Origin of the sequence: Sodalis praecaptivus (genome assembly GCF_000517425.1) — a bacterium.
Classification (GTDB): Bacteria; Pseudomonadota; Gammaproteobacteria; order Enterobacterales; family Enterobacteriaceae; genus Sodalis_A; species Sodalis_A praecaptivus.
Genome location: NZ_CP006569.1, coordinates 3,352,380 through 3,369,801, shown reverse-complemented (window position 1 = coordinate 3,369,801; position 17,422 = coordinate 3,352,380). Strand labels below are relative to the sequence as shown.

The window sequence follows — 17,422 nt, the reverse complement described above, 5'->3', positions numbered from 1 at the left end:
GTTATTCTCCGGGCATAAAAAAACCGCTAACGCGGCGATGGTAATTGCGATTGGTGAGACGTTATTCTTAATTACACGCGCTTAAACTCGATCACCCAAACGAATGGATTAGTCTGCCAGCTTTCCTCGCCGTAGATGGATTGCCATAAATAAACAAAAGAATCCCTTGCGTCTGGATTTGGAGTATCGCAACTACACGGCTCCGGGTTGCCGCAATTAATGCATCCACCGTCAATAATCCCCTCCGATCTTGCGTCCTCTTCGCTAATATCCCGCAACCGTTCCACCCTCACGCCGGTAATTTCAAGCGTGATTCGGGAAGCCTCGCGCGGCATGTGTATAGCAGGGCGCCACGGGAACCCGCGATCTTCTCGGTTTTCATCGCCGAAATACTCTTGATATACCGTGTGCCAATAGGTGTCCTTTTCTTTGGGTATCGACGGCGCATAGGTTCGCTCTTCAACATGGCCCCATTCATCTGTCGAATCGTGGATAGCTTGCCACGTTTCACGCACCCACAAGCGCTCCCCCGGCTGGCCGTAGGGGCTTTTGTACCCCTGATCCTCATATTTATCGGGAACACCAAAGATTGGTTTCCCTGGGTACATTTCACCATTGTTATCTATTGCAGTAGGCTCATCCCCTTGAGCAATATCAGGGCAAAAATCATCAGACGGTTGAGGTTTCATTACACGCCGCGTCTGCGTCTTCCTGCCGTCGAGAATAGCCCTTACTTCATCTGCTCTGAAAATAATCGGCCTCTCTTTCATTTGGCATCCTCCGCGCTAACCGCCCGTGCGGTGTATTGAGCCACGCACTCGCCACTGACGCGGAAAAGCTGCGGTACTTTGTCAGCAAGCGCGACATGGACAACAGGCGTCACCTGCCCGCCCACAATGAGATAATCCGCACTTCCGCTGTCGGAAAGTTCCGCCCATATCTCGACAGCCTCCTGGGCGTCATAGGCCTCAATCTCTCGCGCGTCCTCGCGTTCCTCTCCGTCCTCTGGGCACCAAACCTGATATGTGTTCATGCGTCACCGCCTGTGTTCGCGCTTGTGGAAGGGGCGGCGGCGAAAAGCTTGTCTATTTCTGCAAGCTCATCGGTTAAATCAGCAACTTGCAGTTGCCAGCGGGAACCGGGTATATCGCATCGGTCTCCAAATATTGATTTATAATTCTGTATTTGCGCATATTTCACATCGCGATAATCAGAAAGTAAATCTACCGGAATAGCGACGAATCCCTCTGGAATTACCGGAGAGTTGGCAGGCGGCGCGGTGTAGAGCGGTGTCCTATGTGGCAAATCACGGCCAGATTTATTCCAGCATATGCGCCCATGTGCGCTAGCTCGCTCATTAACAACCGCCACAGGCTCAGCCGTCAGCGACGCCAGCAATGCCAACGCCATTTGCTCAATTTCTTCCTGGTGAGCCTCGCTGCCATAAGCTATTCTAAAAAGCCGATCACTGCTCGGCATCTGCCGTTCCTCTGCGGTGAGGTTAATCATGATTTTTCGCCTCCACATAATCAGCACGCAGCTGTAAAACTATGCCGTCCGGTAAACTCCATGAAATTATCCGATCTTCATCTACCAGTTTCTGTGCTACGGCGGCGAGGCACTGCGCGGTTACGTCAACCTTTTCGCCGGTAAACTGCATAGCGCCGTCTGGCCCGCCTTTCATTGGCCTAGCAGGCCCGGCAAAGATTGTTCCGGTAAGAGGCGATAGCCCGATGTGAATATTTTTAGCCATTATTCCTTACCCCCTTCGAGCATGGCGGCGCGGCGGCGCTGCAATTCTTTGAGCCACCGAATTAATTGCAAATATTCTGAAACATCACTCACTTCTGCTTTTTCCATCCACTCAATCTCGAATTGCAGATCTTCATCGTCCGGCATTGCCACCGGTTCCCGCGCCGGTTCCCGCCCCGCTTGCTCATACTCCGCCAGCCGGGCGCGAAGTCCGCTAATTTCGTTGACCAGCTCATCGATACGACATTGCGCGGCATGAAGATTGGCAGCAATATCATGAAAGTCATCGCTTAATTTGTTGTTCATACGCGCCTCAATTAATCGGAATCTCGAAATAGATAATTGCCGCAGTTAATATAGCTAGCGTAATTACGCCGATGAGTAATTTCGTGTCGTCGCTCATTTGTTTATTCTCCAGATACACGCGGTAAGCTATTGTCGTTTGCAATAACTCCCTCAATTGGCAGGCAAACATATAGTTTCCCCAGCCCGCGCTGGTGCTTATCTGCTTCGCAATTGAATGAATCGGGGTAGACATAACCGTCAGGCTGATAACATTCAGCCGCGCCAGTAAGGCACGTTAGGAAGAAAAGGGCGTACATGTTTACTCCTGGCTGATAAAGCCAAACCGGCCTTGACGGCGGTCTTTAAAGTCGAGATATATTTCTCGGTTAATATCCACAGGTTTCATGTGATATTTGCGACGTTCGATAGGGATGAGCTCTTCAGGGCAGAGAGGGTAAAAGCTGGCTTCCATTGCCATAGTGCGTATCATCATTTGATTTAGCCTCGAATGTTTTTCCCCGAGTCTTGCGCATTCAACAGCCTCAAGAACCTCTGCTACAATCATGGCATATCGCTCTTGCTTGTCCATATGCACTCCTACGCGGGCTGCTCTAATTCAGACTTGCGGATGTCGTAAACATCTTTGGCAATGGCTTGTTGAGGGGTTTCATGAAGAGCCTTATACGCTTTAGCAAACTCCCGTTTCAAATCTGCCATTGGTGCATTAGAGGCCATGTCAGTAAAATTTTTCAGTATTTCATCTGGTGAAGTTGTTTTGACTTGGTGGGACTCTGCATCCGCATCAATTGCGGTTTCTTCAGTTGGAATACAAAATGCCTGAAAAGCGGCATATTTATATGCAATAGACATTGCCTTATTTGTTGCTTTATCGCCGCTATCCATAGCCTCACCATATGTAGTTACAGTGTGGATAGAACCGTCCTCTGTAGAGACAAAGTCAAACTCTGCCTTTACAGTCACATAAAAAAGAGCAGCACCTTTTTGACTTGTGCGCTCTAATAAGCTTCTCTCGACGATGCGAGGTAAGATCAACAGCCCGTTAGTAACAAGCGCAGGAGCCAGTGCATTATAAACTGCATCTATACCTCGAAACATAAACCCCTGTTGTTTGTTCTGGCTTCCCTTTTTGATGCCGGCAGCCGCCAGCTCGCGAGCAACATTGCTTATTGCTTTATAAACAGCTTTTGAATCTAGCATGGTTGTACCCTTAGTAGCTATATTAAAATGGTTCGTTGCCCGTTGGGAGGAAATAGCGCAGGTTAAGTTTTGCAATATTGGCACAATACAGAGATTCCTTTTTTGCTTCTCGCAAACCTAGCCTTCTGCTCTCCAATGCCTTAATCAAACAATATCTCCGCCATTCTTTAGCTACACGGATGGTATTAGGGTATTCTATTGAATCATCATACATTACCATTACGGCCTCACTTGCTTAAACAGTTGGTGGCTAATAACCCATAATTCGCTGTCGCTAAGTCTGGTAGCTTCATGGGCTAGCGCTCGGGTGAGTTTGATTACATAATTCATAGCGGGTTGCCCGGCTGGTTTAGTAATTCAATTATTTTCCTACATACTTCGCGAATTCTGTCGGCAACGCGGGATAATTGTGATTCAGGGAGGCCAGCAACAGGCCACCCTGCAACGGCGTACTGTTGCATAGATTGACTCCTTTAATATTTGTTTATGTATATGGGTCGGCAGGTTTTATTAAAATAAATAATAATTAAGTAAAATTATAAGTGAGAATTTTATTAAAAACTGCATGATTCGGTATGCATTAAAGTTTTAAATTACTTTTCGGCCATGTATGGCACAACCCTTATTTATTGTCATTACATATGGTCTAAATGTTAATGTCGTCATGCCGAGCGGAATTTAGCCCCGGCATCGTGTATTAGTTCAACATTCATTATATTTATATTAAGGGTAAATCATGAACTATGAATTAACTATATATGCTATCGATAATGTAAGCGCAAAGCCAAACCAGCTTGCATTAAACTTCCATAGTCAGACTGTAGGCAGTAAAGCTATACCTGCGACAACTGTTAATGAACCATTGCAAAAACATACGTTTGCTTCTAAGGAGCTCTCTTCAAGGCATGTCTGTGAACTTAAGTTAGTTCGTACAGGTAGTTTGGAAGGTGTTCTCGCTGGAACCATAACCTTATATTTCGACCCAGACTCGAAAGAGATCACTATTCAAGATATATCTGTGCCAATTGAAAATGGAAAACAATTGACAGCGGAACTTGAAGGTAAGCAAACGATTAAATTCACACATTCTCTGCAGTTTGTTTAAATCGATAGGTCTTCCGTGTTGATAATATTCACACGGAGCGATTAGTTGATTTTCAGTGCTCGTATTCCAGCATGCGAGCACTTTTGTTTTTTTTCTTTTGCTATCATTCGTTAATTCTATGTTGTTGAATAGGTCTTAGGCACACGTCCTCCTGTCAGCTGTTACTGGCCCGGGCGGCGAGCATTGCATCAGCCATCATGTAAGCGTCAATTGCTACACCCGTGCGCCAATCTTCGTGAAAACCCTCAACTTCGGCGTAATTAAGGTATTGGGCATAACACAATCCAAGAGCCTCTTTTGCAAAATAATCGCGTATGGTCACGCCTTCATATCCCTGCACGGGAAACGCCTGTCCACCTGTTTCTTTGCTCATATCATCTCCTTTTGTCATGCGTATAAAGCCGCCATTTGTCCGGCATTACCGAGCTACTGGCAAAAATATACCCGCTCGGGGCGGGCTAGTCTGTGTATGCAATGTACTTAAACTTGCCGTCTCCAAAATACTCGAATCGACCTCCGAAAGTTCCGCGCACCTCTTTTTCGACTTCTTGCCTTGTCAGATACTCTGGATAGACGCCTTCTTTAATCATCGAGCTGCTACTATGCATTTTTGTGATCCAGTCGATTTTTGTTGGGTCAAGAACGCGGCGCCGCGTTTCGATTAATGGAAGTGGGCCACCTAAACTGATTGTTGATATTTCGCGAACGCAAAGGGGGTCTTTAGATGCTTGCCAACCGCACTCGGGACACCACATATCTGCATTTTCGTGACGCCAGCAGGGTGCATACAAATGGCAACTGCAATTCTCTACCTCTTCCAGCTCGATAACTCCCTCGCAACCATCTCGGGCGCACGTGTCACCCTCGAAATAACCTAGATTGCCCATACTCACCTCTATAAGTTTTGCTGCGTCCACGATGGGTTAACAGGTAATAAAAAAGCTGTGGGTTAGGCAGCCTCTTCCGAATCAGGCTCGCTAAGCCATTCCGGCCGATCGCCTTTGCCGAGATGAAAATCAATAATATCCAGCAGTATCGGATAGAAACGCAGCGCTTTACGTCCATCCATATCGGCAATGTCCTTTTTGGTGAACCTGCGCCATTTATCGACAGTGTGGTTCTGGCATCCTGCCCGGACGTATTCACCGTTTGTTATGAACACTGGATAAGCCCCACCCATCCTTACGAAGGTTTTTTCTGGCAGGTCGGCACCGCACAGGTTTGCATCGCACAGGTTGGCACCGCACAGGTTCGCTCTTGATCCTGACAGATATAAGCTTTCTACCCATACTTTGTGATCATCTAAAATCTTTTTCAGGTCTGCTGTGTTCATATTGTTAATCCTGAATTTAGCCAATAAAAAAGGCCGCTAAGCAGCCTTTGATGATTCCCGGCATTGCTGGTTCAGCTTGTTAAATACATCTCGAAAGGTTGGATATTCATCTTTTGTGACCTTGCTCAGATATCGATGAGCAATGGCCCCGGTTTTATTGTCTAAAACAATGCGGCCATGCTTCACGCCTGTCACAAAAAAGAATCGGGGGAACTTGCGCCATTGAGTTATCAGTCCATCGACAATCGCTTGCTGAAGGTAGGCCGGCAGGTCAACCATGCCGACCTTGGCAATCATGGTTTCTTCGCGATCGATAGCATCCGTTGTGCGCTTTATACTGTCCTGTAGCGTCCTCAGGCCATCGCCCTGCTCATTCCACTTTTGCAGCGTTGCGCGTCCATTGCGCTTGTCATTAAGTGGCTGTCCATTTGCCTGGGCTACAGTGTCAAAGTGGTTCTGCAATCGCTCATCAAATCGCGCCTCTTTCTTCGCGAGAGAGGCTTTCAAAATCTCAAGCCGTTTGCTCATGTTTCGCTCACTTCACAATATGCGTCGCTTCTTCGCGTACGCTTCGATAACCCGCTCTGTAGAGCGCTACTTCCGGGAGACAGCGCCGATCCCCCTTCTTACGCTCTGGAACTTCGTCAAAGCATTTGCGGCGAGCATCCCGTATCTTTGCCAGCTCGGAATCCTTCGCGCCCTTGTGGTGCTGCTGGATGTGCGTATACGGTGTCTTCGGGCTGAACATCCGTCCACACACCGGGCAAGCTATTTCGTTTTTCATCTGAACCTCCAGGTAAGAAGATTTAATTCAGCATCCTAAAATCAGGATGCTGTATAAATTTTCTTGTGCTTGATTTGATGACCGCAATCGGACATTCCGTGTCCTGGTCACTCCGCCCTGTTCGTCGGAAGGGTTCCACCCTCGCTTCAAGCCCGGCTACGTTTATTGTCCACCGTCAGACTATCTCCGTTTATGCCGGTAATTCTTACCGACTGTCTCCACATACGGGAATGTGCTTGCTGCTCCTGTCGGCGTCCTGCCGGGTGGTGCTCCGTGGCGGCGTGTTCCCTGCCGATGGGTAAACAATACAAAATGTACTAAATGCAGTCAATACAATTCGTACTAAAGATGATTATAAAACGATATGTATTTGAATAGTGAGGGTTTAAAGTTTTTGACAGACCGACCGACCGACCGGGGAGGGGATTGGCGGATTTCAGGCACAAAAAAGCCCGCGGCATGGACGACGCGGGCAGAGGGATCGTGATTCTCTTGTAGTTAGGTGGGCATCATAGCGGAGTAGGGATGCCGGTTCGGTGTGCTAAATCGCGCACCGAGTGCATAAAAAAGCCCGCGAGCGCGGGCTCAGATTGGGGAATTTAGGACACCCGCAACCGTACTGCCTAGACATCAGTACAGTAGCGGATCTCCATATTTTTATCAATAGAGGTTACGGCAGGATGACAGGCATAAAAAAACCCGGTGCGGGGCCGGGTTATTCTTCTAAGTATGGGGGGGTAGGGGGCCTGAATGGTGGATGAGTTGAGAAATCAATAATCCGCAACTCACCTGGACTTAGCTCATTTTTATAGTGAAGAACATATTCAGAAGTTCTATCACCAAAAGACTTTGTCATATCATAATCGACTATACCAATGTGGTAATGCCATAAGCGGTGTGCTTGAGCTAATTTAACTTTTTTGACAAAATCTTTGTCATCAGTAGGAACGTTGTCAGAATTTTTGTTCCTTCCCTCAAGGTTATTTAAACCATGAGCTTGTACATGTTTGATAAAGTTCTTGATCTTAAGCTGATCGCTGGGAGGGAAATTGAGCAATTCCCTTCCAAAAAGCTTACCAATCTCAACCTTCATTACTTGACAGCCTCGCGAAGCCAAGTAGTGAAGTCATCAAGCGTTTCCAATCCCTCTGGAACAGTTATAAAGTCATCTGATAGTGCTTTTTCTATCCTAGATAAATCATAGTTGTAGGGAAATTCTGCACAGGACATGAATCTTCCCTCTTCAATGACAATGCATTCTTTAAGTAATTGATTATCAAGTACAGCTTCTTCTTCGCCAGCTCGAGACCATGCAGATCCAGGTAAATGGGTAAGCCTGGAAAGAGCCGCCGCAGTCATATGACCGTAAACCTTTAATATATTGTCAATCAAGCATATTAATTCTGCGGTTGGATCAGGAATGGTAGGGGTTACTGTCTCAGGCATGCCCCCACTCGAGAACTCTAGTGTACTTATCAATGATGAAATATGCTCGCTGCCATATTGTTTTGTTGCGTGGTAGAGTGAGGGTATCACTGGTCCAAAGGTCCATTTCGCAAAGAAATCTTCTGTAATCGGTTTTTCATAAAGTCTTAAAGACCATGATTGTGCGAAGAAAACCAGTTTCTGCAACTTCATTTGTGAAAGGTCAGAAATTCCTTCTTGATTTGCCTTGTCAATGAAGGCATTAGCTACTGCGATAGCGGAGTAAGCCATGATGCGCCTCCTTTGAGGTTAACTTTAGACAATCAATCCGATTCTAAAAACACAAGATTTTCAGAAATGTACTGGTTAAAAATACAGCGATTTTATTGATTACAATCATAACACATGTGAGGCGATATTGCAGAACTATAAGATTAATCAGTTCAAGATGTTACCTCGCCCCCCTCAGTTGAAGGTCTCCTCCGGCCACTGAGCCTATCTCACGTGCATGCATGTGCATGGCTTAGATTAAGAGTAATTATGCTCCCTTGGATAGGCACACATAGACTGCTAGGAAAGCATCAAACCAACACTGAGTACCAGAACACACGGGCGGGGCTATCTCTACGGAAGGTTGTCAACTTTGGCATCGACTACCACACCGATAATGGTGCAATTGCCGTTAATCTGAATCATCGCGTACTGCGGGTTTAATGGTTTCAGATATTTTTGCCCGGCGTCGGTGACGTAACGTTTAAAGGTGGCTTCGTTCTCGTTTTCAAGTTTAGCCACAACAAGTTTACCGTTGCTAGGTTCAACCTCCGGGTCAATCAGGATGATCATTCCCTCCGGGATACTCAATCCTGTTGGCGACGTCATCGAGTCCCCACGCACCTTCAGCCAAAACGAACCATCACTACAATGCACGGTTGTTTCAGGCCACTCTTCAATGTCATCGATCTTGTACGGCTCCAGCGCCTCACTCCACTGCCCGGCGCTAACCCAACTGATTAAGGGGAGTTTTTTTGTAGGCGTAAAAGGCCCTACGTAAGAAACGTTGTCGCCTTCCTCGTCGCCTATAGACCTCACGTAGCCATCCGACAAAAGTACCATTTCTGGCATCTTAAGCGCCTTCATGATTTGGGCGATGTCATCAATGCTTGGCTCGCGTCGGCCATTCAGCCAGTGCCCGACGGCGCCCTGGGTTTTGCCAATGAGTTCCCCAAGCTTCTCTTGTGAGATGCCTAATTCCCTCATCTTGTCTTTGGCTAAGTCAGTCCATTTCATTTTCATGCCCAAAATATTACGCAATGTATTAAAACTCGCAACGTACAAAACGTATTAATCATTTGCAGTTGTTAAGTACAATATGTATTATCGTAATTACCAGCCATTCATGGAGTCGCATATGAGCAACTTACGCAAGATTCGGGAGGCAATTCCGGTCTCTCAATCCGTACTTGCTGATCTGGTTGGATGCACGCAGGGAGCGATCGGCCATTACGAATCTGGTCGCCGAACTCCTGATTTAAGTACGTGCCGCCAACTGGTTAACGCATTAAATAATCTTGGGGCAACCGTCCAATTAGACGACGTTTTCCCCCCTAAACAGAACGCAGCATAACCGGCGCTTCGGCGCCACCGCTTCAACCGAACGCCCGGTATACGGCGGCCCCGAGGATCAGCCAGGACGGCTAAAAGTCGGATGAACAAACAAAGAACCCGTAATTTTAACAATCGATTCAGTTCGATAGGAGAAGTATCACAGATGGATATTGCAAGTACACGCAAGACGGCAATGAGGATCCACTCGTCATTGCTGAACAAGATTTCCGTGATGGGCCAGCGTCGGTTTGCTGAAGCAATGGGGGTTCATGAATCCCAGGTCAGCCGATGGAAAAATGGGATGCTTGAAACCATGAGCATGGCTCTGGCCATTTTGAATTACGGAGTAGAGGACGAGGACTTAGCGCGGCTGGCTAAGCAGGTTGCAAGGGTGCTCACAAAGAAAAAATCCCCGGCGGCAACCAGGGATTCAGTACAACAATTTTCTATCGATTTCTGAGGTAATTATACATGCAAACAACTGTTTTTGTAAACAGTGTCGGGGGTATCTATGGGTAGCCTCGCAGAAAACATAGTCATCCCAATCAGGCCCGACTTGCGGGCCGTGGAGCGCCGCGTGGTCGATACCGATGATGGGTACACCCGTATCGCTAACGAGCTTCTTGAAGCGGTAATGCTATCTGGCTTGACCCAGAACCAGTTACTTATTGCTTTGGCAGTCATTCGTAAAACGTACGGGTACAACAGGAAATCAGACTGGATAAGCAACAGCCAATTGTCCGAGCTTACAGGCATCCCTGAGACGCGTTGTAGCACGACCAGAAATGAATTGATCAAGCTTAATGTCATTCGGGCAGAAGGTAGGCAAACGGGCGTTAACAAGGAAATATCAGGCTGGCTGACGAAGATTAACGGAATCTGTAAACCTTTACGTAATCCGTCAACCTTTACGCAATCCGTAAAGAAAAGTTTTACGGAATCTGTAATCGACCCTTTACGGAATCCGTTAAACACAAAAGACAAACATACAAAAGACAATAAAGACAATATTAATCCCCCTATAATCCCCCAGGCTATAAATTCAGAGGCTGAGAAAAAACAGCCATCAAGCAAATTCGATCCGATGCAGGTGACGCTACCTGAGTGGCTATCGCGGCAGACATGGCAATCATGGGTTTGCTATCGGAAAGACATCAAAAAGGCCATCAAGTCCCAGCAGACGGTTACACAGGCAATTAACGTGCTGGACCGGAGCCGAAGCAAAGGTGCAACGCCGGAGGACGTAATAAACCAGAGTATTGCAAACGGCTGGACAGGGCTGTTTGAGCCCAAACAAGCCGCAAAGCCCGTGCAACATCGCACCATGACCGAGAATTTCAACGCCAAAGACTACGGCTCTACTCAAATGCCCAGTTGGGCCAGGGAGTAATCTATGGACTACCGAGAAAATATCGAGGCCATTAAGCAGAAACTGGCAGACATTAGCGCGCCACCCAAGCCTATTGAAAACACGGTTTATGAGGAGGTACAGGCTGTCTGTGATAAGCATGGAACGTTTAATCAACGGTGCCGGAAAATGTTGGTGCTTAGCAAAGTTATGGAAACAAAAAGCGAGTGTCCTGCGTGCTTGCGCGAAAAGCTCGTGAAGTTGCAGCAGGATGCGGATGAAGCGGACCAAAGGCGTAAGCGCAACGAGATAAACAGGCTCATGGGAGAGTTGAACCTGCCCGAGCGTTTTGCAGACGTGACGCTGGATAATTACGAGCCCGTCAACGACGATGCCGCACGCTGTCTAAAGCTTTGCAAAGCCTACGCATCGAAATGGCCAGACCGTTTGAAGCAGGGCGGCGGGTTGGTCTTGTGCGGGAAGCCTGGCACGGGGAAAAACCATCTTGCACTTGCTATTGCCAAGCATGTCATTACCGTCCACCAGAGCGCCGCCCTATTCACAACCGCGTTAAGGCTAGGCAGGGCGTTTAAATCGACCTGGGGAAAGAATTCGGAACGCTCAGAGTATGACGTTATTCATGCCTACACGGACCCGGCACTGCTCATCATTGACGAAGTTGGAGTGCAATTTGGAAGCGATACCGAAAAGCTGATCCTGTTCGAGGTTATCAATACTCGCTACGAGAAAATGAAGCCCACGATATTAATCAGCAATTTGCCCAAAGATGAGTTGTCGGCCTTCATCGGTGAGCGCGTAATCGACCGCATGAACGATGGCGGCGGCTGCACACTCGCGTTTACCTGGGATAGTTACCGATCGCGGAGTGCTGCCTAATGGGTGACGTAATTCTACTTCACAAGCCGACGGGCCCGATTGAAGAAGCTCGGGATTTACTGGCCGGCATGGCTGACAATCTTGAGCTTATCCCCGTCGAGAACGAGAACGGCAGGATGATGCGTGATGTCATTGCCGAAAGGGTTGCTGAGGCACACGACATTTTGCAGGACATTATCGAGACACAGGGGGAAGGATGAAGAACAGCCGGATTGTTTTTGAGGAATGGTACAGGGATGAGACTGGCTGGAGTGTGAAGGATGCTCCTGACCATGATGTAACCGAAGCTCTTTGGATAGCATGGCAGGCATCCCGCGCCGCTATTGAAATTGATACCGGATATCTGCTTGGCAATGGAGAAAATGATACAGAGTGGGATGAGGGGTATAACGCTGGAATCAACGCTGCCGGCAAAGTCATTCGCGCCGCAGGCCTGAAAGTGAAGGATGGATCATGAAAGAAATCAGCGTTAGCGAATGGATGACGATTGGCCTGATGATTGTCGGATATCTGTATATCACTGTCCGAGCCGGAGGGTGGCTCACGGGCATATTTCTCAGGCAATGGAGCAAGCGCCGGAAATCGTCGCGCCGTCAGAAAGCTGTGGACGAGTTTTATGAAGCCTTTGAGTTGGACAAGATAACAGAGGGCGGATATTTACGTTTCGCGGAAAAAGGCGATTTGATAATCCTGATATATCGCAAGGAGGAGCGATGATCACATATCTAACAGAGTTAATCGTGGGGCTGCTTGTAATAGCGGCCCTTTTTGTTTGTGCCGCGCAAGCGATGAAGCGGGGAGAGGAAGAATGAGCGACAAAGATGAAATTGAGCGCCAGCGGTTTGAATATTGGGCATCAGACAAAGGTCAGTACCCACGAGCGGTTGAGAAAAGAGGGAATAAATATCTCTTCCTTACAGCTCAAAATCAATGGGAAGCCTGGCAAGCGGCATGGCAGGCCAGCCGTGCGGCGCTGGTGTTTGAATTTCCGAATTATGAATGCGCAGGAACACTACAAAGTGATATTTGGAATGACTGTCTGGAGCGCTGCGAAAACGCTGTTAAGTCGGAAGGCATATCCGTTAAAGATGGCTAGAAAGAGAGGTGAGCCGTGCAAATCGAAATGATAAAGAGCGCCGGCGGCGTCTTTGTCCCGGCGTTCGATATGGACCTGCCAAGGCTGGCAAAGTTTAGAAACGGAGAGCTGTACACCCTCGAAGCAAAATTAAGCCGCAACCCCCAATTTCATAGAAAAGTTTTCGCTTTCTTTAAATTCTGCTTTGACCACTGGGCCGCTGATAAAACCGACCTGAAATTTATGGACGAGTCCGCTCAATTCGACCGCTTTCGCAAAGACCTGACAATATTGGCAGGTTACTACGAACAGACGGTACGGCTTGACGGCTCCATTAGGACGGAAGCGAAAAGCCTCGCGTACGGGAACATGGAGCAGGACGAATTTGAGCAGTGTTACTCAGCGCTGATAAACGCAGCCATTAAGCGAATATTTGGCGGCACCAAAAACCAAAACATCATCAACCAGCTTTACTCATATTTTTGAGGCTACCGTATGACAAGACTACTGAGAAAACGCTCAACACTAAAACAGCTCATTGTTGATTATGTACGCGATCACGATGCGACAAACAGATTTGAGATAGCAGCAGCTTTGCAAACTGATGAGACGAACATTAGTAGAGTTATGCCTGAGCTGCTTGCTGATAAGAAGATATTCCGCACTCGCGACCCGAAGAAGTTTGTTCACTATCACATCAGCGCCAGCCGGGCGGCGGTATTTGATGAGCTTAACGGTAAATGCGTGCCTGATATCGTCGAAGAGTACTGCCGACACAGCAAAGTTTATTGGTTCGACCAGCGTCAGCGAGAGGCGAGGGCGAGGCTATGAGCCGAAGGCGCTCAGCATGGCAAAAACTCGAAGATAAGCTCATCTACATCCACAGCAAACCCCGCAAACAGAAACACATTCCGGCAACTGAAATCATCACATACGACGCTCTCATATCGCCACTTCGTGCGCGATGGGACCGCGTGCGCAGCAGGAGGGTATATGGCAAGGCGTAAGTGCAAAGAATGCGGAATATGGTTTATTCCAGCCTATCAGAATATCCAGTGGTGTAGCCCAGAATGCGGCGCGAAGCTTGCCATAAAGCGTCGGAAGAAGGAAACGCAAAAAGCTATCGCCGTATTAGAAAAAAAGCGGAAGCAGGAAGAAGCGGCAAGACGGGATAAGCTGAAAGTACGAAAGCTTTCCGTTAAGCCTCTTAGCTATTTCGCAAAGCTGGCGCAAGCTGATTTTAACACCTACATCCGGGAGCGTGACGCTGGGTTGCCGTGTATCAGCTGCGACCGATATCACGATGGGCAATATCATGCCGGCCATTATCGTTCCACGGGCGCAAATCCTGAACTCAGGTTCAATGAAGACAATTGTCACAGGCAGTGTTCAGTCTGTAATAACCATCTTTCAGGCAACATAGCCAGCTACACGCCAAATCTAATAGCCAAAATCGGTCTGGAGCGTTTTGACAGACTCATGGGGCCACATGATGCGGTCAGATATCGCCGCGAGGATTATGAGCGAATTAGGGCCCTATACAGGGCCAAGCTTAAAGCGCTTAAGACGAGCCGGGAGGATGCAGCATGAGAGACATTCAGCAGGTATTAGAACGTTGGGGCGCTTGGGCAGCCAACAATCATGAGGATGTTTACTGGCCCCCCATAGCTGCCGGGTTTATGGGCCTTATACCATCTAAAATTAAGTCGCGCACACAATGCACAGATGATGATGGCCTAGTCATATCTGGAATCATGGCGGGACTTCGCAGCAAACAACCCGCGACACACGACCTCCTATTCGACTACTACGTTTTTGGTAAGACATTTATGACGCTTGCCACGGAGCATCATTGCTCTGATACGCATATAGGGAAAAAACTTCAGAACGCGGAAGGCGTGGTGGACGGTTTCTTGATGGCAATGGAAATAAAACTTGATATGGACAAGTACGTCACGCGCGAGGTGGCGGCGTAACCCACCATCAGGTGGGCTTTTTGTTTTTCATGAGGTCTTCTTTAATCGATTCCTCAAGCGCCTTAAGTATGTATTCGTCCTCACTGATGCCATATGTTGCAGCCGCCCTAGACATATCCTCTGCAATATCGTCAGGTATGTTAAGCATTAGGTCTATGAACCCCTTAGGTGCATCATCAATGCGAAACTCTGATGTATCTCCATTGGCTAGCCATGCGAAAGGAACCAATAATCCTTTGGCCAATTTTGCGATCACATTTGCTCGCGGCTTGTTGATCCGTGCTTCGTAGCGAGATATCTGGGCGGCGGCCACACCAGTTTCTTTCGATAGCTGCTCTTGCGACCAACCTAGTTGTGCGCGTCGCTCAATCAATCGAGATGCCAAATCATCATGCTTAGTCATATTTAGTATTGAAGTGTATTGACATGGTTAGTTTTGAGCCATAAGATTCACTATACATGATACTTCATGACACTTAAATACTAATGGTGATGAAATGAGGGTAAGAAAATCAATAGAGGATATTCAAGACCTCAGGCTGATGAAGCTCAAATTCGAAAAGCTTCTAAGTAAACCTAATGCCGATGGGTGTATGGAGTGGAAGGGCGCACTAAATTATTGCGGGTACGGGCAGTTCTCATTTGAGGGGCGCACTTGGGCTTCACATCGTCTTGCTTATGAAATTGCAAATGGCTTTATCCCACAATATGCACCTAAGTGGTGGGTTCTGCATAAATGTGACAACCCTGCATGTTGTAATCCAATGCATCTTTATCTTGGGAACGCAAAGGACAATGCCAATGACATGATTGATCGAAAGCGGCAACGAATGGGGTTTAAACGATACGGAGGAGGAGAAAGTGTACGTTTCGGTCGCGTATTCTATGAGATTGGCGGTGAAATAAAAACGATATATGAATGGGCGCAGCAGTTAGAGGTCAATCCAGGAACGCTAGAACAAAGAATCTCGGCAGGATGGCCAGAAAAAGATCTCGGGATTCCATCGAATGTATACAAAAGACACCTTAAAAGTAATGGTCAAACAAAATATAAAAGATTTTCCGGATTAAAAGAAGTAGATGATTACAAGAGCGAAGCCCCAACTATTAGCGATAGTCAGGGCCTCTGATTTGTCTAATCCCGCTAGAGATATCGACATGAACAATATAGCAAGTTACGAATTGAAGTTCCAGCGGACCACGTTCCACCCGGTAATTGATGGCGGTTCTATGTGGTTGACGTCTACCGAATTGGCGATTGCCCTCGGATATGCTGATACCAAAGCCGTCAGCATCCTGTTCAACCGCAACCAGGACGAGTTCACGCCGGCTATGTCAATGGTTATCAATATGACAACCAATGGAATAAACAATAGCTTACGTAAGAAAAAGGTCCGTGTGTTCTCAATTCGTGGCGCTCACCTGATCGCTATGTTTGCCGAGACACCGGTTGCGAAACAATTCCGCCGCTGGGTGCTAGATATATTAGATCGGGAAGTTGAGAAGCAGCCGGATCTAACCCCCTTCTATCGATACAAAGCTCGTCTAGAGATACGCGATGACATGACCGGTGAAAGGTTCGAGATTTTGGGGCAGGCACAGGATATGCGGCAAGTGGCTTTCGGTTTAGCAAACGACCTTGGTTATCGCCCAAACGCTTTCACTCACGTACCAGTTAACCAGAAGAAATTAAGGAAGCTCCACTGAAGTCGCAAGGGATGGCGCAAAGAAAAACCGCCAGTGGCCGCTGGCGGTCGACATCAACTAACGGAAAGGTTCAATCAATGCTTAAAGACAATTTAGCAGTACAGAACGACGTTGTCACTATGTCCAGCCTGGAAATTGCCGAGCTGGTTGGAAGCAGGCATGACAATGTTAAGAGAGCAATAGAAAGATTGGTTGCATCGGGCGTGATATCCCAACCTCCAATGGAGGATGGGGAAAAGTCAGCGAACGGGGTGGTGTCAAAACTGTACGTGTTTGAAGGCGAGCAGGGTAAGCGTGACAGTATTGTTGTCGTGGCCCAGCTTTCCCCTGAGTTCACCGCCAAGCTGGTCGACCGCTGGCAGGAACTGGAAAAACTGATTGCCTCGCCAGCTTTCGACCCTATGGCCGCTCTTAACGACGCGGAGTTCCTGCGTGGCACATTGCTCACTTACAGTGAGAAGGTAATTGCGCTCGAACACAAAGTCGAAGAAATGAAACCAGATGTTGAAGCGCTGGATCGCATTGCGAAAGCAGAGGGTAGTATGTGCATCACTAATGCGGCAAAACACCTACAGGTGCAGCCGAAATTTCTGTTCAAACTAATGTATGCAAATCATTGGATCTATCGCCGTACTGGTGGAAAAGTATGGCTTGCTTATCAGCATCGTATTCAGTCAGGCGTGCTGGAACATAAGATAACAACCGTTGAACGATCCGATGGTAGTGAAAAAGTTGTGGAGCAAGTATTGGTGACCCCGAAAGGGCTGACGAAACTATCAAAAATGCTGGGGTTAAATGATATTGCCGCATAAAAACTATTTACGATCGTAAAATTTAAGATATTCTGATAAGAGTGACGACTACGTCAGCAGCCTTACCAGTTAATTCAGCCTCGGCAAAACGCCGGGGCTT

The 17,422-nt window shown here is 47.6% G+C and carries 33 protein-coding genes; 16 read left to right on the top strand and 17 right to left on the bottom strand.

The genetic code is table 11. The features are described from left to right. Positions 1 to 71: 71 nt before the first annotated feature. The 8 genes from SANT_RS15025 to SANT_RS23495 all read right to left on the bottom strand — a co-directional run bounded on the left by SANT_RS15025 (position 72) and on the right by SANT_RS23495 (position 3,716). Complete coding sequence (locus SANT_RS15025; RefSeq protein ID WP_025423096.1) at positions 72 to 770, bottom strand: hypothetical protein; 699 nt, start codon at positions 768 to 770, stop codon at positions 72 to 74. Next, positions 767 to 1,033 (bottom strand): hypothetical protein, encoded by a 267-nt coding sequence (locus tag SANT_RS15020; RefSeq protein ID WP_025423095.1) that lies wholly within the window; start codon positions 1,031 to 1,033, stop codon positions 767 to 769. Before SANT_RS15020 ends, SANT_RS15025 begins: the two co-directional genes overlap by 4 nt. Then, positions 1,030 to 1,509, bottom strand: coding sequence for a hypothetical protein (locus SANT_RS15015; protein WP_025423094.1), 480 nt, complete (start codon positions 1,507 to 1,509; stop codon positions 1,030 to 1,032). The genes SANT_RS15020 and SANT_RS15015 overlap by 4 nt, the downstream gene beginning before the upstream one ends. Further along, complete coding sequence (locus SANT_RS15010; protein ID WP_025423093.1) at positions 1,502 to 1,753, bottom strand: DUF7446 family protein; 252 nt, start codon at positions 1,751 to 1,753, stop codon at positions 1,502 to 1,504. The genes SANT_RS15015 and SANT_RS15010 overlap by 8 nt, the downstream gene beginning before the upstream one ends. Continuing rightward, on the bottom strand, positions 1,753 to 2,058 hold the full coding sequence (locus SANT_RS15005) for a hypothetical protein (RefSeq protein ID WP_025423092.1): 306 nt from the start codon (positions 2,056 to 2,058) through the stop codon (positions 1,753 to 1,755). The genes SANT_RS15010 and SANT_RS15005 overlap by 1 nt, the downstream gene beginning before the upstream one ends. A gap of 298 nt (positions 2,059 to 2,356) precedes the next feature. After that, a complete protein-coding gene (locus SANT_RS15000) occupies positions 2,357 to 2,626 on the bottom strand; it encodes a hypothetical protein (RefSeq protein WP_025423091.1) in 270 nt (89 codons plus the stop codon). 8 nt (positions 2,627 to 2,634) lie between these two features. Beyond that, positions 2,635 to 3,255 (bottom strand): ERF family protein, encoded by a 621-nt coding sequence (locus SANT_RS14995; RefSeq protein WP_025423090.1) that lies wholly within the window; start codon positions 3,253 to 3,255, stop codon positions 2,635 to 2,637. Positions 3,256 to 3,581: 326 nt separating this feature from the next. Continuing rightward, positions 3,582 to 3,716, bottom strand: a complete 135-nt coding sequence (locus SANT_RS23495) for a protease FtsH-inhibitory lysogeny factor CIII (protein WP_071882035.1) — start codon at positions 3,714 to 3,716, stop codon at positions 3,582 to 3,584. A 275-nt stretch (positions 3,717 to 3,991) separates the two neighbouring features. On the opposite strand from SANT_RS23495, the gene SANT_RS24230 reads away from it, so the two are divergent. After that, positions 3,992 to 4,360, top strand: coding sequence for a hypothetical protein (locus tag SANT_RS24230; RefSeq protein WP_148296304.1), 369 nt, complete (start codon positions 3,992 to 3,994; stop codon positions 4,358 to 4,360). A gap of 154 nt (positions 4,361 to 4,514) precedes the next feature. Here the strand turns inward: SANT_RS24230 and SANT_RS14990 are convergent, their stop codons facing one another. The 8 genes from SANT_RS14990 to SANT_RS14955 all read right to left on the bottom strand — a co-directional run bounded on the left by SANT_RS14990 (position 4,515) and on the right by SANT_RS14955 (position 9,201). Beyond that, positions 4,515 to 4,733, bottom strand: a complete 219-nt coding sequence (locus SANT_RS14990; protein WP_025423089.1) for a hypothetical protein — start codon at positions 4,731 to 4,733, stop codon at positions 4,515 to 4,517. An 85-nt stretch (positions 4,734 to 4,818) separates the two neighbouring features. Beyond that, positions 4,819 to 5,247, bottom strand: a complete 429-nt coding sequence (locus SANT_RS14985) for a hypothetical protein (RefSeq protein WP_038668649.1) — start codon at positions 5,245 to 5,247, stop codon at positions 4,819 to 4,821. A gap of 62 nt (positions 5,248 to 5,309) precedes the next feature. Further along, positions 5,310 to 5,693: a pentapeptide repeat-containing protein gene (locus tag SANT_RS23880; RefSeq protein WP_025423088.1), complete on the bottom strand. Its 384-nt coding sequence runs from the start codon at positions 5,691 to 5,693 to the stop codon at positions 5,310 to 5,312. A gap of 36 nt (positions 5,694 to 5,729) precedes the next feature. Then, positions 5,730 to 6,221, bottom strand: a complete 492-nt coding sequence (locus SANT_RS14975; protein ID WP_025423087.1) for a hypothetical protein — start codon at positions 6,219 to 6,221, stop codon at positions 5,730 to 5,732. Positions 6,222 to 6,228: 7 nt separating this feature from the next. After that, the gene (locus tag SANT_RS14970; protein WP_025423086.1) at positions 6,229 to 6,477 is read right to left on the bottom strand and encodes a hypothetical protein; all 249 of its coding nucleotides are present in this window, start codon (positions 6,475 to 6,477) and stop codon (positions 6,229 to 6,231) included. Between the two features lie 715 nt (positions 6,478 to 7,192). Continuing rightward, positions 7,193 to 7,570, bottom strand: coding sequence for a hypothetical protein (locus SANT_RS14965; protein ID WP_025423085.1), 378 nt, complete (start codon positions 7,568 to 7,570; stop codon positions 7,193 to 7,195). After that, positions 7,570 to 8,193, bottom strand: a complete 624-nt coding sequence (locus tag SANT_RS14960; protein WP_025423084.1) for a Panacea domain-containing protein — start codon at positions 8,191 to 8,193, stop codon at positions 7,570 to 7,572. The genes SANT_RS14965 and SANT_RS14960 overlap by 1 nt, the downstream gene beginning before the upstream one ends. Positions 8,194 to 8,526: 333 nt before the next feature. Then, on the bottom strand, positions 8,527 to 9,201 hold the full coding sequence (locus tag SANT_RS14955; RefSeq protein WP_038669765.1) for a S24 family peptidase: 675 nt from the start codon (positions 9,199 to 9,201) through the stop codon (positions 8,527 to 8,529). 109 nt (positions 9,202 to 9,310) lie between these two features. Here SANT_RS14955 and SANT_RS23490 point away from each other — a divergent pair, with 109 nt between their 5' ends. From SANT_RS23490 to SANT_RS14900, 12 genes are all read left to right on the top strand, one after another. Further along, positions 9,311 to 9,526, top strand: coding sequence for a helix-turn-helix transcriptional regulator (locus tag SANT_RS23490; RefSeq protein WP_071882034.1), 216 nt, complete (start codon positions 9,311 to 9,313; stop codon positions 9,524 to 9,526). Positions 9,527 to 9,670: 144 nt separating this feature from the next. Then, positions 9,671 to 9,967 (top strand): CII family transcriptional regulator, encoded by a 297-nt coding sequence (locus SANT_RS14950; RefSeq protein WP_025423082.1) that lies wholly within the window; start codon positions 9,671 to 9,673, stop codon positions 9,965 to 9,967. 51 nt (positions 9,968 to 10,018) lie between these two features. Then, on the top strand, positions 10,019 to 10,897 hold the full coding sequence (locus SANT_RS24225) for a replication protein (protein WP_025423081.1): 879 nt from the start codon (positions 10,019 to 10,021) through the stop codon (positions 10,895 to 10,897). Positions 10,898 to 10,900: 3 nt separating this feature from the next. Next, a complete protein-coding gene (locus SANT_RS24220) occupies positions 10,901 to 11,752 on the top strand; it encodes an ATP-binding protein (protein ID WP_025423080.1) in 852 nt (283 codons plus the stop codon). Then, positions 11,752 to 11,952, top strand: coding sequence for a hypothetical protein (locus tag SANT_RS14935; protein ID WP_025423079.1), 201 nt, complete (start codon positions 11,752 to 11,754; stop codon positions 11,950 to 11,952). The genes SANT_RS24220 and SANT_RS14935 overlap by 1 nt, the downstream gene beginning before the upstream one ends. Further along, complete coding sequence (locus SANT_RS14930) at positions 11,949 to 12,209, top strand: hypothetical protein (protein WP_025423078.1); 261 nt, start codon at positions 11,949 to 11,951, stop codon at positions 12,207 to 12,209. The genes SANT_RS14935 and SANT_RS14930 overlap by 4 nt, the downstream gene beginning before the upstream one ends. Then, positions 12,206 to 12,469, top strand: coding sequence for a DUF4752 family protein (locus tag SANT_RS14925; protein WP_335328930.1), 264 nt, complete (start codon positions 12,206 to 12,208; stop codon positions 12,467 to 12,469). The genes SANT_RS14930 and SANT_RS14925 overlap by 4 nt, the downstream gene beginning before the upstream one ends. 91 nt (positions 12,470 to 12,560) lie before the next feature. Then, positions 12,561 to 12,848 (top strand): hypothetical protein, encoded by a 288-nt coding sequence (locus SANT_RS14920; protein WP_025423076.1) that lies wholly within the window; start codon positions 12,561 to 12,563, stop codon positions 12,846 to 12,848. Between the two features lie 15 nt (positions 12,849 to 12,863). Further along, positions 12,864 to 13,313: a DUF1367 family protein gene (locus SANT_RS14915; RefSeq protein ID WP_025423075.1), complete on the top strand. Its 450-nt coding sequence runs from the start codon at positions 12,864 to 12,866 to the stop codon at positions 13,311 to 13,313. A 9-nt stretch (positions 13,314 to 13,322) separates the two neighbouring features. Next, positions 13,323 to 13,658, top strand: coding sequence for a hypothetical protein (locus SANT_RS14910; protein WP_025423074.1), 336 nt, complete (start codon positions 13,323 to 13,325; stop codon positions 13,656 to 13,658). A 162-nt stretch (positions 13,659 to 13,820) separates the two neighbouring features. Continuing rightward, entirely contained in the window at positions 13,821 to 14,417 is a 597-nt protein-coding gene (locus tag SANT_RS14905; protein WP_025423073.1) for a recombination protein NinG, read from the top strand. Next, positions 14,414 to 14,803 (top strand): antiterminator Q family protein, encoded by a 390-nt coding sequence (locus tag SANT_RS14900; RefSeq protein ID WP_025423072.1) that lies wholly within the window; start codon positions 14,414 to 14,416, stop codon positions 14,801 to 14,803. The genes SANT_RS14905 and SANT_RS14900 overlap by 4 nt, the downstream gene beginning before the upstream one ends. Before the next feature lie 7 nt (positions 14,804 to 14,810). Here SANT_RS14900 and SANT_RS14895 read toward each other — a convergent pair whose 3' ends face one another. Next, entirely contained in the window at positions 14,811 to 15,206 is a 396-nt protein-coding gene (locus SANT_RS14895) for a helix-turn-helix domain-containing protein (protein WP_038668642.1), read from the bottom strand. Between the two features lie 94 nt (positions 15,207 to 15,300). Between SANT_RS14895 and SANT_RS22995 the strand changes: the two genes are divergently transcribed. The 3 genes from SANT_RS22995 (at position 15,301) to SANT_RS14880 (ending at position 17,322) form a co-directional block, all read left to right on the top strand. Then, positions 15,301 to 15,933, top strand: a complete 633-nt coding sequence (locus SANT_RS22995) for an HNH endonuclease signature motif containing protein (RefSeq protein WP_051440179.1) — start codon at positions 15,301 to 15,303, stop codon at positions 15,931 to 15,933. Between the two features lie 28 nt (positions 15,934 to 15,961). Then, positions 15,962 to 16,510 (top strand): Bro-N domain-containing protein, encoded by a 549-nt coding sequence (locus SANT_RS14885; RefSeq protein WP_038668639.1) that lies wholly within the window; start codon positions 15,962 to 15,964, stop codon positions 16,508 to 16,510. Between the two features lie 77 nt (positions 16,511 to 16,587). Continuing rightward, positions 16,588 to 17,322 carry a phage antirepressor KilAC domain-containing protein gene (locus SANT_RS14880; RefSeq protein ID WP_025423068.1) on the top strand — a complete coding sequence of 245 codons (735 nt, stop codon included), beginning with the start codon at positions 16,588 to 16,590 and terminating at the stop codon, positions 17,320 to 17,322. Positions 17,323 to 17,422: the final 100 nt, after the last annotated feature.